Genomic DNA, 14,720 nt, shown 5'->3' with positions numbered 1-14,720 from the left:
TTATTTATCGAATTGACCAACCAAATTTTTTGGGAGGGTTACGCTGAAAACTTAGCCCTTGAAAATCCGGCAGTTTTTCAAATGGAATACACCGAGTTTTTAAACGGCTTTAATTAATAATTGCCATGAAAGACACAGTTTATTTATTGATCAAAGTAGTGATTGACACCAATTACAAAAATATACAGGATGCTATAGGCGAAGTACAGCGCAATACGATTTACACCGTCATGGATAGCAAAAATGTAAAAGTGCTTAATAGTCAAATCATGGACTTGCGGACTAAACGCAGGTAATCTCAACTACAAAAATTTAACAAAATGACAGCAATAAACAACAGCCTTGTTAAGCCCAAAGTGTGGCAGATGATAGGCAAAACTATATCCGATAACGCAACGAGCGCAGAAGCCATACAGGAAGCGGGTTTGGATTTTGAAGTCGTAAAGCGTTCAAATATTCATCCCCTGCCAAGTGGCATAAATATCATATCCGATAACAGCTACTTTACATTCCGTACCGATACCGAGGCGATTTTAGGCGATAAAATCGGCAGTGATTATACGGTCATACAGAATACACAGGCATTTGATTTTTTCGACAGCATCGCAGGGGGTAAAAATCTAATAAAATATGAGACAGCCGGAGCGTTGGGCTACGGGGAGACAATATTCATTACCGCCAAGCTACCCGCACATATCAGGGTTGGCAGGGACGATTTAATTGACAATTACCTGTTTTTGACTTCAACCCACAACGGTACAGGCTGTATAACCATTGCATTTACCCCCGTGCGCATTTGGTGTTCAAATACGCTTAATGCTGCTTTAAGGAACTGCACCAATGCCGTACATATCAGGCATACGGCAAGCGCAGAAGAAAAGCTAAAAAGCGCACATCAAATGTTAAGCTTATCCGACCAACTGACTGTTGAACTGGAGGCGATATTTAACCGATGGGCGAGGGTTAGGATAACCGACCCGCAGGTAAAACGGTTGATACAGTTAGCCATGATACCGAATAAGGAAACTTACCAAAAGCTAAAAACAGGTAAGGAAGCCGAACTATCAAGCCATTATAACAATATGGTAAGCAGTGTTTTTGATTATGCCATGACCGCTAATAGCCAACAGGAACACACCACCAAAGGCACGTTGTTCGGGGCATATAACAGTATCACGGGGTATTTTCAAAACGTCCGCAATTTCAGGGACGAAGAAAGCAAATTTAAAAGCATCATGTATGGAACGGGTTCACAAAGGGGACAAACCGCCTTTGATCTCTGTACGGATTTCTCCAAACACGGCACGGATGTCCTCATACTAAATTAACCATATAGGGCGGGCCAGTCCCGCCTTATTAAACTTTAATCTAATGGAAGATTTAACGATCTGTTACGAATACGATTTTGCCCTTACCGTCCGAAAGAAGAACGGGAAGTTATACAAGAATCATCATATCGCCGGAATAGGTATCAGTTTTAGCACCGCATTATTCGACGCTTATACCATCCTGAAAAAGCGAAAATGTGAAATATTGACCATCAACCACGTAAAGCCTAAAAATGTCGCTTTCGCATTTGATAAAGACGGTGTATCGGTAAAAGTCAGTTTAAACGACCACCCGCCCGTGATACCCGATGACTATGAAAAGGAACTAAATCGCTTACCTAAAAAATAATAAAATGAAAAATTTAAGAAGTCTCACCAATACCGATAAAGCTAAACTATTACACGAGCTTTTTCCCGATGAAATACCCCACCTATTAGACCGCATCACAGAAGTATGCGCAGAACTGCAAAGCAATCAGGAGGAACACCACAAAACATGGGATTTTGGTTTAATGTCCTTTGATATGTGGCTAAACTTATCACAACAGGTACGGGAGCGCATAGCTAAGTACCGTTCAACTATGGTTAAAAGCAGCAAGGTTTTTTCAGACCAGTTATTCGGGTCATTTGACTATACGGTAATTTTTGTAAATGACCGGGTAGTAAAATATGCGCAGCATAATAGCAAGGACGAAAAATTTAAACTGGCGGTAGCCTTATTGTTTCACGCTTAATTTAAAAACCATGGCAAACGAAAAATGTTTATATGATAGATGGATGGATGAGGAGAAGTTGAACCTTAATAAATTTACAATTACTTTATTTCAACTATGCCAGTATGCAGACGGAACAAACCGCCAAATTATATTGGATAACTGGCCTGAATATTTCACAGGTTCGGAATATGTGTAATTTTTAGTAAAAATTTGCGGCGCAAAATCAGGCCATTTAAGCGCTTGGAATGACAAAACGGCCGCTTATATTTCCATTCTTAAATAATGCCTTATATCGCCTTATTTGAACTCACAAGGTGGATATAAGGCTTCTTTATACCCGCGCAAAAGCTTCCGAAAGCTTCTATAAAAGCCATTTCAATCACCTCTTATGACAGAAATTTTTCCGCTCTAAATGCCTTTTTTAACTATCAAAAATCAATTAGTTCTCTAATTTTCCAAGTTTGTTACCAAGTTCTGATTTTGCCTATTCTTAAAATTGACAGAGATTATCCATCCTTCGGCAGGTTATCTAATAAATATTTCGCCCTTTCCTTGCCTATTGCTTTATGCCACTCTTTAATTATCTCCCGCGCTGCCATTTCCATATCAACCGGCGTGTTTTCTATGGCAGCTTCTAAAGTATCGAAGAACTTTTCAAGATAATGCTCATTCAACTTTCGTTCTTTTTTATTCCAATGATGCTCATTATCTAAATAGTCCAGAAGTATAAGCGTAGCCCATTTACCTTTATCATGTGAGTGAGCATAAAAGCGGGGGAACGAAATTTGATCTATGATTAGCTGTATGATGACTTGAGGTTTAAAGGCAAAAATTTCACATAACATGATGAAATCTTCGGGCAAAGTGATTTTTAAAGTCGATTCCATATTAGAAATTGGTTTTGTTGTAATAGTTATAAAAGAAATTGTGGTAGATCACTCGCCGCTTTTCAACGTTCCTCACAATAAAATTTTTTGCGTGTAATTGCTGTAGCTCATCAATAAATTCGATTTGCAATTCTGTGGCAGGTTTTGCAAGGTTCCGTATATTATCTTTAATAAAGCCGCCCATGAGCATTGCAAAAAAAGCCATTGAACCATTTACAATTAACTTATTTAAGCCAATTCGTGCAAGATGGTCTGCGAGGTCAATTTTTGACATGAAGTATTCCAGGTATTCTTTTGGATAACGGTTGAAGAATTCACATAAAACCTGAAAATCCTCATTGAAGACAAGCACTGATTCTTCAGCCAAATACAATTTGTCTGTGCTGTAAGTGCGTTCCATTGTATCAAAAAGCTTTTTTATATATTTCCGGCTCCTGTTTTTTTTTGCTTTAGCGTTACCTGTTTGAATACCGATCTTCAAAATTTCAATTGTGCATTGTGATGCGATCTCCCTATTATTTGCAAAAGCTTCTGAAGCCTGACCTTTTGAATTGGTAAAGTTCAATTCTTTAAGCGCGCTGGTTGCCTCCCTATATCCTTTAATATAACCACTACCTAATACGGCATAGAATGATATGTGATCTATAAAGGCTTGTAAGACCGCCTGTTCGCTAAAGCCTTCAACCAGGCACGCCAATTTAAATTCCAAAGGAATGTTTATGATATCGTTTCTTTGAACAGTCATGTTACATAAATTATTTTACCGCCTCGTAGTCTTCAATCTCAACTTCCGAAAGAGTAGTTAAATAGAGTTTTTCAGCCCTTATTACAAAAGTTTCAACCCTCGAATAAATTTCGTTTAATTCGTCAGGGTCAATCGATTTTCCGGAACCGTAGCGAAGTGCTGAATGGCTTTGCGATAGTATCGCCAGTAATTTTTTATCATAGGCTTTTTGTATAGGGAAGAAATCTTCATTTTCAGGCCAAAATATTTTACAGATGCTTAGCAGATGTGATAAGCTATGCAGGTTGGGTGAATAACCTAAGAAATTGTAGATTAGCCCTAAGCAGGCTTGTTCTAAGCTTTGCGACAACAAAGCCACTGTTACTTCAAATACATCGTCTTTTATGAGTTCTACGGCCTTTAAAATAGCAGTAGCCCGAAAAATTCTCCTTTCGGAATACGCTACGGTCTGACTACGGTTGTCATCTTTGGTTACCCAGGTGATGCTTTCTTGGTCAAAGAGAGGTTCTCTTGAATACACTAAATCACCGTGTTTGAACACCGTATGAAAAAATCTATTTTGGTTTTCCAGTTTCTTTAGGGCATCTTCCTTTGTATGAACAAATAAATTGATTGTTACACCATTAACCCCATTTATGATACTTTGAATATTGGTGCCGTAAGGATTTAATAAGGGGCTTATTGCCAGCAGATCGTAATGCAAATCGGTATTAGCAAACGGTTCCTTTACATTGAATAAATGTACATTACTCGATTCAACTTTTAGGCTGCCGAAGATATATATCTGATCGGGGTTGAGATGTTCAAGAATTAATGCTACTACCTTTTCCAATTCTGGTTTAAGTTTTCTCGGCGTTGTTGTATTTTCTTTCAACGATGCTATCAAATCGTTGTCGCAACCGCTGGAACTCCTTACTTTCTTAATGCTGCAATTTACTGCATTGATATAATTTCCAGTTCCGTTATTTATAAAGATCGCCTGATGAGCGGTTTGTAAATGTGTTGATTGAAGTTCTTGCGAAATTGACTTTTCTGTATAGGCTGCTTGGTTATCCTGGGCACTTTCTTCAAAGATTTCGGCGTCTTTAATTTTTACATCAAGTAAGGCATTAAGGTCGCTGATAATGCTTGCTGCTCTTTTTTGCAATAGATAAGCCCGGTGAAACAAGGTTGGTATAAATGCTTCGTTTACTTGATGGTTTTGCTCATATCTAACTGCAGAATAAGCATTATTAAGCGTTTTCAATATTTCTTTTTCTTCGGATGTGTTGTCCGGGAATAATAAGCCAATCTGCGGGAGTAATGGAGAAACAAGAGCCTGATGTAGTGTAATGCTATGTGTTTTTTTCTCCTTGGCAAGTAGAGCTAATTCCAGTGTCCTATATGTCAACTCTATAAACTGGTGGAGCATAAACACGGTTAAGCCCGTGTCGTTTTTCTCACTATAAAAATTGGCACCATCCAAAAAAGCCATAGCCTTTGCCGCTCCGTCCTCAAACTGTACGTTTGCCTCACGTTTCCATTCCAATAAATTTTCAGCTTTGCTTTGCGGTAAATCGAGACTGTCCTTTTTGTTGTAAAGCAGATTATCCTCAGTACAAGCTAAATGGAATAGAAGATTGCCTTTTTTTAAGGCTGCCCTGATTTCACCTGTTTGGTAAAATGTGTAAGTGATGTTTTTACTTGCGTTGGTAGCCATTCTAACAAACGGTTCCAATTCAGTAAATTTAGTCCCGCAACTGGCAGGAATTATGATTATTAGGTGATGCGTATTGTTATCCGCGTGACTTACGCAATAAATTTTTTCAACTGAAATCTTTTCAGCTATCATGTCCCCGACTATTTTTAATTCTGTTATTTTCATGTGATGATGATTAAGGTGGCTAAAACGCTTTTTCGTACAGATAGCCGTGTTTCTTCGTTTTGATGCGTTTTAATTTGGGGTAATCTTTGCTTTGCGTTATATCGTTTAATGCGGCCTGCACATAGCGGGGCCTAAAACTATTGTAAGTGCAAATTCGCCGGCAACGGCGGTAAATATCTAAAGGGCTTTCAGGTGTTTGAAAAGAAACGCCCTCTAAAAGAGATTTAAGAATTTCCCTTGCTTGCTCAATTCCCATTTCATAAGAGGTAGAATATTTAAACTTGTCATATTCGGGATTGGGCTCAAACAAATTGAATAGTTGCCGGAGATTGTTATCGTTTAGAATTTCAAATACCTCATGACGTATAACAGTTCTTTCCGTGGTCTTGACGATTTGGTAATTTATATCGTGCCACTCATCCCTGTCGCTGACTATTATCCCATTTAGGGCATCATCGTCGAGTATGCTGGTATAAATATGTAGATATTCAAGCGTAAGTGTTTTATAATAAAACCGTTCTAACTTGCCTACAGCGCCATCGTCACGACCCATGAGAAATGAGACTTCTGATGCGCTATAACCTTTTGCTATTCGCTTCAACATCAAACTATAAATTGCACAAAAATCAACAGGTGATATTTTTCTCTGATATGTTTCCGTTAAAGGGATTTCCGTTATTTTATTTGCCATCGTTATTTTGGTTTCGTTGGATGATTTCGTTTAAAGAGTAGGCGACTTTTTTAGTCGAACTGAAAGGTTGGTAGATTACAGTATAGCACTCGCTTAGCTTATTAAGAAACCGATTATGGAAGTCAGAAAAATGTTCCTTTAAAACGGTCAGTTTGTTACCTGATATTCTTAGCCAGTTCAATAAAGCTTCATCCTGTGCCGATTGAACAAGATAAAAGGTATGATTTTCGGCATCTATCAGAAAAAGCGGAACCTTTCTGTAATGTGAAATATGTTTCGCAGGCGATTTAATGGCCGGCTCTAAAATAAAATGGTCTTTATGGCCTTTCAGGTTAAACGTAATTAGAAATGGCTCACTTGAAACGTGCCAATTAGACATATTGGATTTGACAGGCTTATTGTTCCAGGTTAAATGTCCCTCGCCTTGACTGCTATAAACGTGCGGTTCATAAAAAAGCTTCGGTATCGCTTTCTGCCACAATTTAATGAGGATAGGTACAGCATTTACCCATTTTACAATATTAGCATCGTTGTCTTGTCGGCCAATGGATTTGACCAGCGTATGCATTTCGTGGCTTATTTGATTTAATGCATTTTGATTTTCAGTTAAAACAACATCCTCAGTTATTGCTTTGCCCTTTCGCAAATATTGACCACAAGCAACTATATGATCACTATGTTTAGCGGTTTTACCAACGAATGGCATCAGCATCGGTAGTTGTGAAAACCACAAACCTAATTCGGTATAGATGACATTGTAACCGACTACCAGTTTGTTTGTGGCATCTTTATTTGTTTCATTCAACATGCCGACATCAAACTGGTGATAGTGATCCAGTGAAAAGCCCCAACCATCTTTAAAAATATTACCATACGCTGGTCTGGGGTAAATGTTTACATGGTGACCTTCGGCATCTACATATAAATATTTTAGTTCTTTATTATGTTTCTGCCCTAATCCCGGCCAATAATAGTCTTCCAGATACATGTCTTTATGATGCATTAAATCAAAAATGCCTCCGTAGGCATGCTGACAAAGCGTATTATCAGGCATTCCGCAATCGCATGCTACCTGTATTTTATGCCGCTCAATTTGGACGAATACATAGTGAGGTTTGTCATTAACCGATTCCACTGATAGTCTAAAAATATTATTGTCATAGTTAACCGTTGGCACGGTTACCCTTAGAGTTCGTTGGTTGACATTTAAACCTTGATAATGCTTGTACAACACCTCTTTAGTTAAAATTAGATCATCATTCTCTAATGGGATAGTATAAAGCAATTGACCGGGTAATATACTTGTCTCCTGTTTTCTCTGTTTCTTTGCCATAATACTACCTCGTTTCTGTATTATACTTTTCCAAAAAATCTTTGACCTCTTGTTCGCTTTGCATTAGGCGTTCCTTTAAGCGTTCAAGAAATGCGTTATCGTCGGTTACAACGCCATCGTTGACGACGATATGAGGAGAGAAATCCCTAATATCCGCTGTAGTTGGCCTTTCGGCACCTATGTTAATAGTGCTTTTGTACCCGGTATTAAAGTAGATATTGATGTTATTAATGATTACTTTCATGATACTTGATTTACTGTGTAATCTAATTTCATGAGATCGCACGGTCTATCGAAGTCAAAACGGGACTGTTTTACTCATTTGGGTGACTATTTTATGTAACAGTATGTTTTGTATCTTTACATTTTATAATCTTGCATTTCGATCTTATGACAACATCTGAAAAACCTACAAACCAACATATAGGCCGAAAAATTAGCCGTATTCGTGAACTAAGGGGGATTAAACAAGAGGATTTAGCTACTCAATTAGGAGTAAGTCAAAAGACCGTATCCCGTATGGAGCAAAGTGAAGTGATTGAAGATGATGTCTTAGAAAATATAGCTAAAATTTTAGGAGTTACCACCGATGCCATTAAGAACTTTTCAGAGGAGGCCGTGATAAATTATTTTAACACTTTTAATCAATCAGTTTCCAGCAGTAATTTTGGCCATAACAACACTTGCACATTTAACCCAATAGATAAATTGGTTGAACTGTTTGAAGAAAATAAAAATTTATACGAACGCTTGTTACAGGCTGAAAAAGAAAAAAATGAATTGCTAAGAGATAAATAACGTTAAAAGACCGAGTACGGGCGAATTTGTTCGTTCATCCGTGTCCGCGCGAAGCTCCACTCTCTTATACGAAGTTTGGCGGTGAAAAAGGTAGTTAAACAAACTGAATTGTGCTAAAAAAATACTTGCAAAAGAGAGATTTTTTGTATGTTTGTATATAGCATTTGCAGCTATACCAAAGCAAATTGAAAGTGGTGAGTAATTCGGTGAGTACAGAATTGAAAACCCTCAAAATATCAAAATGGAGCGGAAATTAAGGGGTGTTACAAAACCCTCCCTCTCCGCTGAAAAAATAAAGCTCTGTGAATCAAATATTTACAGAGCTTTTCCATGAATTGCAAATCTCCAGAACCCATTTTACAAAAACGACTAAAAGTGTTAATTATGCATTTTTGTAGATTTCCATTTCCGCACAAAAAGTCAGCTGAAATAACCGATAAAAGCCCCATCGCTAATTAAATGCCATATAAGTATCTTTAATCCCGCTGATTTAGCCCATCAGTCTATAACCACTGTTTTTTTATAAAAATGTTCATCTATTTACATCAGGCTGAATCGGAGCATACATAGTCGTAGTGGCCGATGTTGTAAACTGCCATCCTCTAATATCCTTCGCCATTAAATGTTTTCGCTTGATGATCCGACTTTGTATTATGTATTATCAGGCAATGATTTTACACTGGACCTGAATAATACCATTGATCCGAAGATCATTTGTCTGGGTAACAATCCCTTAAAACAGCAGGCGTGTGGTGCCGTTTTGAGCTTGTATATGTCCCTTACCATTAAGGTGGTCAACCAGAAAAACAAGTTAAAATGTAACCTTTTTTTGTTTGAAACCTCCGCGGCACATCTTCTTTAATTTTCCCATACTCTTCAAATAACTCAGTAATAGTGGTTTCACCTCCTCTACACCCCAATATTATAACACTACCAATACCACGAACCCGGTCTTAACCATTACTAATACGTACCTGTGGGGTGAGCACCTATGTAAAAAAACCGTTCTGCATCAGAAACGGTTTTTTTGCCTCAATAAGTAGATTAAAATGACCTATGGGCACATGGCTGTTACGACATTTTTCGCTGGATTTACATAGTTTAATCTACTTTTTATGTGACTACATATTGAATCTATGCAGAGCCCATCCTATAGCAACATCACCTTATCAAGTTTAAATGTGCTTACATATGCGTTACCGTAATCACAGAGGTTGAATTATCGGTATCAAAAGTATCAGCTAATCTAATCGAGCCATAGCTTAATGCTTTTCCTGTAGTGAATCTCACGATAACTTTCTTTTTTAATCTTAGTTTGGTACAATTTTGACTTTTCATAATTAAATATTTTTGATTTCTTTAGTTATGAAATTATACATCTATAAAATAGATATGAAAAATAATACACCAAGTACTTTTTTGCCCGGTATCAATTAGTTATATTCACTATACAAACAAAAATCACCACTGTGAAATTTAACAGAAAATTAATAATCACACACATAACAATATGGGTTATATATATAGTATATGAAATTTCAATTTTGTTAATTATTAACCCTAATGAGATAAAGTTTGACCAGATATTGTTTTCATTTGTTTTAAATATTTTAGTTTTCTATACAGTGTCAGAATATATTTTCCCAAAAAAAAATTCATTTTCTTTTTGGGGAATAGCTTTTTTTAAACTCATTTTAGTTGTAAACATCTATTTATTAGGCTCTGGTTTCCTATCTATTTATATATATCCAATAATAGAAAATATTAGTAAGCCTCAGTTTACTAGTGTATTTACCAACATGTTTATCGCTGAGCGGTTATGGCGTGTGGTTTATTTTATCGGATTAGGTACCGGCTTTGGGTTTGCGAAAAGGGCCGTACTAACAGAAAGGAAACTTAGGATGGTTGAAGAACAACATTTCCAAAAAACGCTTGACGAAAAAGAGTTAAAGAGAATCATTGCAGACACCCAGTTGGCTTTTATCAAATCACAGGTAAATCCTCATTTTTTATATAATACACTCAATTTCTTTTACTCTAACATTTATCCATTGTCGAAACCTTTAGCAAAATCTCTATTAATTCTTTCTGACATGATGCGATATGCGTTGAAGAACCAGGAAAATAATGGATTAGTTGAGCTAAAATTAGAACTAGAACACATTCAGAATTATATTTACTTAAATCAACTTCGTTTTAATTCTAAGTTACAGATCATTTACCAGGTAACAGGTGACCCGGATCAAAAAAGGATTGTATCTTTTTTATTGATAACCTTAGTAGAAAATGCTTTTAAATATGGTGACCTGACGGATGAGCTAAATCCGATGGTGATAAGAATTGACATACGTATGGATGAAACCAGCATCCTTATTCGTAATAAAAAGAATTTACTCGGTCATAAATTTGAATCGTCAGGAAATGGTTTAAAATTATTGAAAGGGCAATTGAATATTATCTATAAACGAAACTATTATTTTCACGTAGAAGAAGATAACGTCAATTATGAATGCCATTTGAAACTAAACCTTGATAATGATTAAATGTATAATTGTTGATGATGAACAACATGCCATTGATATCCTATTGGAATACACTAAGGATATTCCTTGGCTAAATATCAAATTAGCAACTACAGACCCTCTTGAACTCATTGCGTTTTTACATAATGAGGACATCGATTTGGTATTTCTGGATATAAACATGCCAAAACTTTCTGGTATTGACCTTTTAAAACTATTAAACATTTCTTCAGACGGGCCTCCATTCTTTGTTTTAACTACAGCATATTCGAAATATGCGCTAGATAGTTATGAATATGGCGCTTTAGACTATTTAATGAAGCCCATTTCATTAGATCGGTTTTTAAAAACTGTAAATCGAGTACAAAATTTACTCAATAAGGCGAGTATTACAACAGAAGATGAAAGGGATAGCTACTTTTTTGTAAAGGTGGACACTAAAAACAAAATGATTAAGGTAAATAATAATGACATCCTTTACATTGAAGGGTTAAAAAATTACGTTACCATATACACAATTCACGAAAAAATCGTTTCCATGTTAAATATGAAAGATCTGGAAGAACGATTAAGATTAAAAGATTTTATCCGTGTTCACCGTTCTTATATTATCCCTGTTAAAAGAATTAAGAAAATTGACGGAAACAGAATATTTCTGGATAATATTACAGGTTATATCCCCTTGGGCTTGTCATACAAATTAAAATTTGCAAACTTTTTACTCCGTAATAGTTTTAAATAGACCGGGCTAACTTTTTCCACTTTCTGCATTATAACTTTTATATAAAAAGTCATAAATAATTAATTCATATATTTTTTGATTACTCATAAATAACCTATTAACACACATGTGGATATAACTAATCAGCAGGCTTTTATAAAAGCTTTGCTCCGTTTTACTTTTAGCATGCAGATTGGCAATCTTCAGAGATAATCTATGCATAATCTGTGCTCTGCTTTCGAAAATTGTATTTAAATTTTTATTGGTTTTAAAAACATGATAGAGTTGATTCTTATTTTTAAAGCAGGCACTCAGTTCTTGTTCAAACTGCGCATCAAGTTTTAAATCTTTTTTCAAGGAAGCCCTCATCTCTTTGCATAAAACTATCCTTTCGTTAATGTTTAAACCAAAGGCTGTTTGCAAATCGCTAACCAAGCGAATTCCGGCCATCAGGCGGCCGTTAGGATCTTCGCCAACGGCAGGTACCACAAGCAACTTAAGCACTGAAATACTATCTGCAGAAAACAGTGCCTCTGACTCTTTGATTGCAATACCATAACGCTCCATCTCTCTCTCATAAGTCTCTGTCGAAATTTTCCATATATGGCTAGTCTGTTCCAGTTTATTAATGGCACTGCTTACTTCACTTATAATTATTTGAACATCATTAACATTCATTATTTCAAAGCGAACCCTTAAATGTGTTTCCGGGTCATTGTACCGTATGAAGAATGCCTTCTTAATAAGCCGCTGGCGCTTAAGAGACGTGATTAAAGGAAGTATATTGTTAATCAATATTTTGTCTCCACTATAGGCCCCACAATAAAATTTAAAATAGATCCATTCCGATCCTAGAGAAAATTTTCTGGTAAAATTAAATTTGACATTATATTTATTGCGGTTGGTTAGTTTATTTTTATCAATAGCCTTGTTTAACACAATAGCATAAAGTTGATTATTGAGAGGTTGCCCCTTTGTATTTCGAATAGAGTAATTTTGCTCGTTAATCAAAAATTCTTTCACGGTAACTATTCTTTGCTTTTTTAGAAAAATCAGAAACATTTCCATTAATACTGTATTATTCTGATCAACCAACAGTTCATTATCGCCCTGCGATATTATAAACAATCCTGCCAGTTTAATAATTCCTAAATATCGCTTAAGACCGCTTATATTTAATGATCCTACACCTTCCGTTATATCATCTACTTTAATGATCCAGGTGGCAGGAAAAAAGGTTATGTTTTTATAAGATAATCTGGGATAAAAAATTTTGCCAGGCAATATTTTCTGATAGTCGAATTTCATACCCCCAACTGTTTCGATATTCTGAAAATCGCCCAGAAAACGATAAATGGGCGAACCTAAAAGATAATTATACGCATGGCTAATTTTAGGCTGTATTTCCCTGTCATATTTAATTGATCTTAAAATTAAACGATTATTTTTAATACTTAAAACGATATCAGATAGTGGAATAGATTGCACATCCCGAGCTCCAGACCTGGACAAATATGAAATTTCGAACTTTCTGAAAGATTGATGTGCAATAACATTTGCTGACCTTGGCTCTGGTTCATGAATTACTTCGGCAACAATTTTACCCTCGCTATGGTGCTCATCATATTCACTAACATCCTTTACAATATTTTTAATTTCAGGGCTAAAATCACTAAAACGAGCAATCAAATTCGTGCCACTGCTCCCCCCAACACTATCGATCTGTACTTGTTCATCATCAATTAACCTAAAAAAAACGCCCAATGTAAGTGGCAGCTTACAATCAACTTTTTCCATCTGGTTCAGGTCCTGTTCCGTTAATTCAATTACCATCTCATTATTAATCATCGCTAAATCATATTTGCGAATAAGATACGTAAGATTGAAATTGGGTTTGCTGTTGTCAGCGAAATGCTGGCTATTACGAATTTTAAATTCCCGACTTAAATAGAGGTCAAATGAGGAGGTCCCTTCCAAGTAGTCTATACCTACTTCGGGATCAAGTGCTATTAAAAGTGGAATTTCCTGAAGCTCGAACTTCTTTAAAAACCTGTTCTTAAATTGCGTTAAATTATAATTTTGATGGTCGGCGACCGAGATCATGGAGATTATATTTATAGCGGTTTTAAGGTTACGCTGGATTTTATAACTGACACGTCCTGCTCTTCCTTCCAAAATATAGTCTGTTTGTAAAAGTTTATTGACAGGCTGATTGAAATTTGCATTTAATAAGTGTTTAAATAAAGCTTGATATTTCAAGTTATTATGTGTACTATCCTTATCTATACGAAATAGGTGTTTTTTTATTTCGTCTATATATTTAAGCCAATGTTCGACAACCGGAGTTAATTTAATTTTAGTTAAAAAAGTCCGGCACTCCTCCAATAAGAGATCAGAAGGGATTGCCAAGTTTAGGTTTGTTGTTACAATTTGATTACTTAATAAAAATTTCAGTGATTTTCTGATAAGTGTTCCTGAATATCCGGCTTTTTTCCCACACAGCACCAGATCCTTTACACTACTACGATTAGAATCTATTGTTTTTAATAGAAAATCCAGCAATTTACTGTCCTGAATAGTTGCAATTGTATATTCATTCTGCTCATCTATTGAAGGTACCGTTTCAATATATCTTATCTCATCGCCTAAACGATAAATAGTATTGTTTACATAAAGTATTAAATGGTTAAATATTTGCTCTTCTTCACGCATCCTATCAATTAATTTAGATAGTAGCTCCCGATCAAGCCTTGTTCTTCTAATTACATTACTTGTTATATTAATATGCGTTGCTTCCCCCCACTCGACTACAGAACAGCCTGCAAACAAGCCAAATGGCGTACAGCGGAAGCTCATTCTGTTATAATATTTTATTATTGTATTTAACAGCGAATCTTCTATTTGGCCTTGTGTATCTGACACAAATTTTTCTGCCAGGTTAGGGGACGCTAAAAACAAAGCTTCTAGGAATTGGTCACTGTTTAAATGCTCAGTTAGTTGTTGATTTAAAATATTTTCAATTGAAAATGCTGGAGTCCGTATGATGAGTTGTGGATAGAAATCAAAATTCATTCTTGCAAACCTTTTATGGTTTGCTTAAAATACAAAAAGAAAC

Annotated in this window: 15 protein-coding genes; 8 read left to right on the top strand and 7 right to left on the bottom strand. The window is 35.9% G+C overall.

Features of this window, described 5'->3' with window-relative positions; all coding sequences use genetic code 11:
- Positions 1 to 125 precede the first annotated feature (125 nt).
- Genes G7092_RS18720 through G7092_RS18700 form a run of 5 tightly spaced genes read left to right on the top strand, consistent with a single transcriptional unit; the run spans position 126 to position 2,240 of the window.
- Positions 126 to 296: a hypothetical protein gene (locus G7092_RS18720; RefSeq protein ID WP_166091394.1), complete on the top strand. Its 171-nt coding sequence runs from the start codon at positions 126 to 128 to the stop codon at positions 294 to 296.
- 24 nt (positions 297 to 320) lie between these two features.
- A complete protein-coding gene (locus G7092_RS18715) occupies positions 321 to 1,328 on the top strand; it encodes a DUF932 domain-containing protein (protein ID WP_166091393.1) in 1,008 nt (335 codons plus the stop codon).
- A 43-nt stretch (positions 1,329 to 1,371) separates the two neighbouring features.
- Positions 1,372 to 1,677 carry a hypothetical protein gene (locus G7092_RS18710; RefSeq protein WP_166091391.1) on the top strand — a complete coding sequence of 102 codons (306 nt, stop codon included), beginning with the start codon at positions 1,372 to 1,374 and terminating at the stop codon, positions 1,675 to 1,677.
- Positions 1,678 to 1,681: 4 nt separating this feature from the next.
- Positions 1,682 to 2,062, top strand: a complete 381-nt coding sequence (locus tag G7092_RS18705; RefSeq protein WP_166091390.1) for a hypothetical protein — start codon at positions 1,682 to 1,684, stop codon at positions 2,060 to 2,062.
- Positions 2,063 to 2,072: 10 nt separating this feature from the next.
- The gene (locus G7092_RS18700) at positions 2,073 to 2,240 is read left to right on the top strand and encodes a hypothetical protein (protein WP_166091389.1); all 168 of its coding nucleotides are present in this window, start codon (positions 2,073 to 2,075) and stop codon (positions 2,238 to 2,240) included.
- 310 nt (positions 2,241 to 2,550) lie between these two features.
- On the opposite strand, the gene G7092_RS18695 is transcribed toward G7092_RS18700, so the two are convergent.
- Genes G7092_RS18695 through G7092_RS18670 form a run of 6 tightly spaced genes read right to left on the bottom strand, consistent with a single transcriptional unit; the run spans position 2,551 to position 7,808 of the window.
- Entirely contained in the window at positions 2,551 to 2,931 is a 381-nt protein-coding gene (locus G7092_RS18695) for a hypothetical protein (RefSeq protein ID WP_166091388.1), read from the bottom strand.
- 1 nt (position 2,932) lies between these two features.
- Complete coding sequence (locus G7092_RS18690) at positions 2,933 to 3,676, bottom strand: hypothetical protein (protein WP_166091387.1); 744 nt, start codon at positions 3,674 to 3,676, stop codon at positions 2,933 to 2,935.
- Between the two features lie 10 nt (positions 3,677 to 3,686).
- The gene (locus G7092_RS18685) at positions 3,687 to 5,540 is read right to left on the bottom strand and encodes a HEPN domain-containing protein (protein WP_166091386.1); all 1,854 of its coding nucleotides are present in this window, start codon (positions 5,538 to 5,540) and stop codon (positions 3,687 to 3,689) included.
- Between the two features lie 19 nt (positions 5,541 to 5,559).
- On the bottom strand, positions 5,560 to 6,231 hold the full coding sequence (locus G7092_RS18680) for a hypothetical protein (RefSeq protein ID WP_166091385.1): 672 nt from the start codon (positions 6,229 to 6,231) through the stop codon (positions 5,560 to 5,562).
- Complete coding sequence (locus G7092_RS18675; protein ID WP_166091384.1) at positions 6,221 to 7,564, bottom strand: hypothetical protein; 1,344 nt, start codon at positions 7,562 to 7,564, stop codon at positions 6,221 to 6,223. The genes G7092_RS18680 and G7092_RS18675 overlap by 11 nt, the downstream gene beginning before the upstream one ends.
- 4 nt (positions 7,565 to 7,568) lie before the next feature.
- Positions 7,569 to 7,808 carry a hypothetical protein gene (locus G7092_RS18670; protein ID WP_166091383.1) on the bottom strand — a complete coding sequence of 80 codons (240 nt, stop codon included), beginning with the start codon at positions 7,806 to 7,808 and terminating at the stop codon, positions 7,569 to 7,571.
- A 146-nt stretch (positions 7,809 to 7,954) separates the two neighbouring features.
- On the opposite strand from G7092_RS18670, the gene G7092_RS18665 reads away from it, so the two are divergent.
- The 3 genes from G7092_RS18665 to G7092_RS18655 all read left to right on the top strand — a co-directional run bounded on the left by G7092_RS18665 (position 7,955) and on the right by G7092_RS18655 (position 11,626).
- Positions 7,955 to 8,362 (top strand): helix-turn-helix domain-containing protein, encoded by a 408-nt coding sequence (locus tag G7092_RS18665; protein WP_166091381.1) that lies wholly within the window; start codon positions 7,955 to 7,957, stop codon positions 8,360 to 8,362.
- Positions 8,363 to 9,987: 1,625 nt separating this feature from the next.
- Complete coding sequence (locus G7092_RS18660) at positions 9,988 to 10,905, top strand: sensor histidine kinase (protein WP_166091380.1); 918 nt, start codon at positions 9,988 to 9,990, stop codon at positions 10,903 to 10,905.
- Positions 10,898 to 11,626, top strand: coding sequence for a LytR/AlgR family response regulator transcription factor (locus G7092_RS18655; RefSeq protein WP_166091379.1), 729 nt, complete (start codon positions 10,898 to 10,900; stop codon positions 11,624 to 11,626). The genes G7092_RS18660 and G7092_RS18655 overlap by 8 nt, the downstream gene beginning before the upstream one ends.
- Before the next feature lie 6 nt (positions 11,627 to 11,632).
- Here G7092_RS18655 and G7092_RS18650 read toward each other — a convergent pair whose 3' ends face one another.
- Positions 11,633 to 14,677 (bottom strand): lantibiotic dehydratase, encoded by a 3,045-nt coding sequence (locus G7092_RS18650; RefSeq protein ID WP_166091378.1) that lies wholly within the window; start codon positions 14,675 to 14,677, stop codon positions 11,633 to 11,635.
- Positions 14,678 to 14,720: the final 43 nt, after the last annotated feature.

The organism is Mucilaginibacter inviolabilis, assembly GCF_011089895.1.
Taxonomy (GTDB): Bacteria; Bacteroidota; Bacteroidia; order Sphingobacteriales; family Sphingobacteriaceae; genus Mucilaginibacter; species Mucilaginibacter inviolabilis.
Note: the sequence above shows the minus strand (reverse complement) of the source record. Positions and strands in the feature narration are given on the sequence as shown.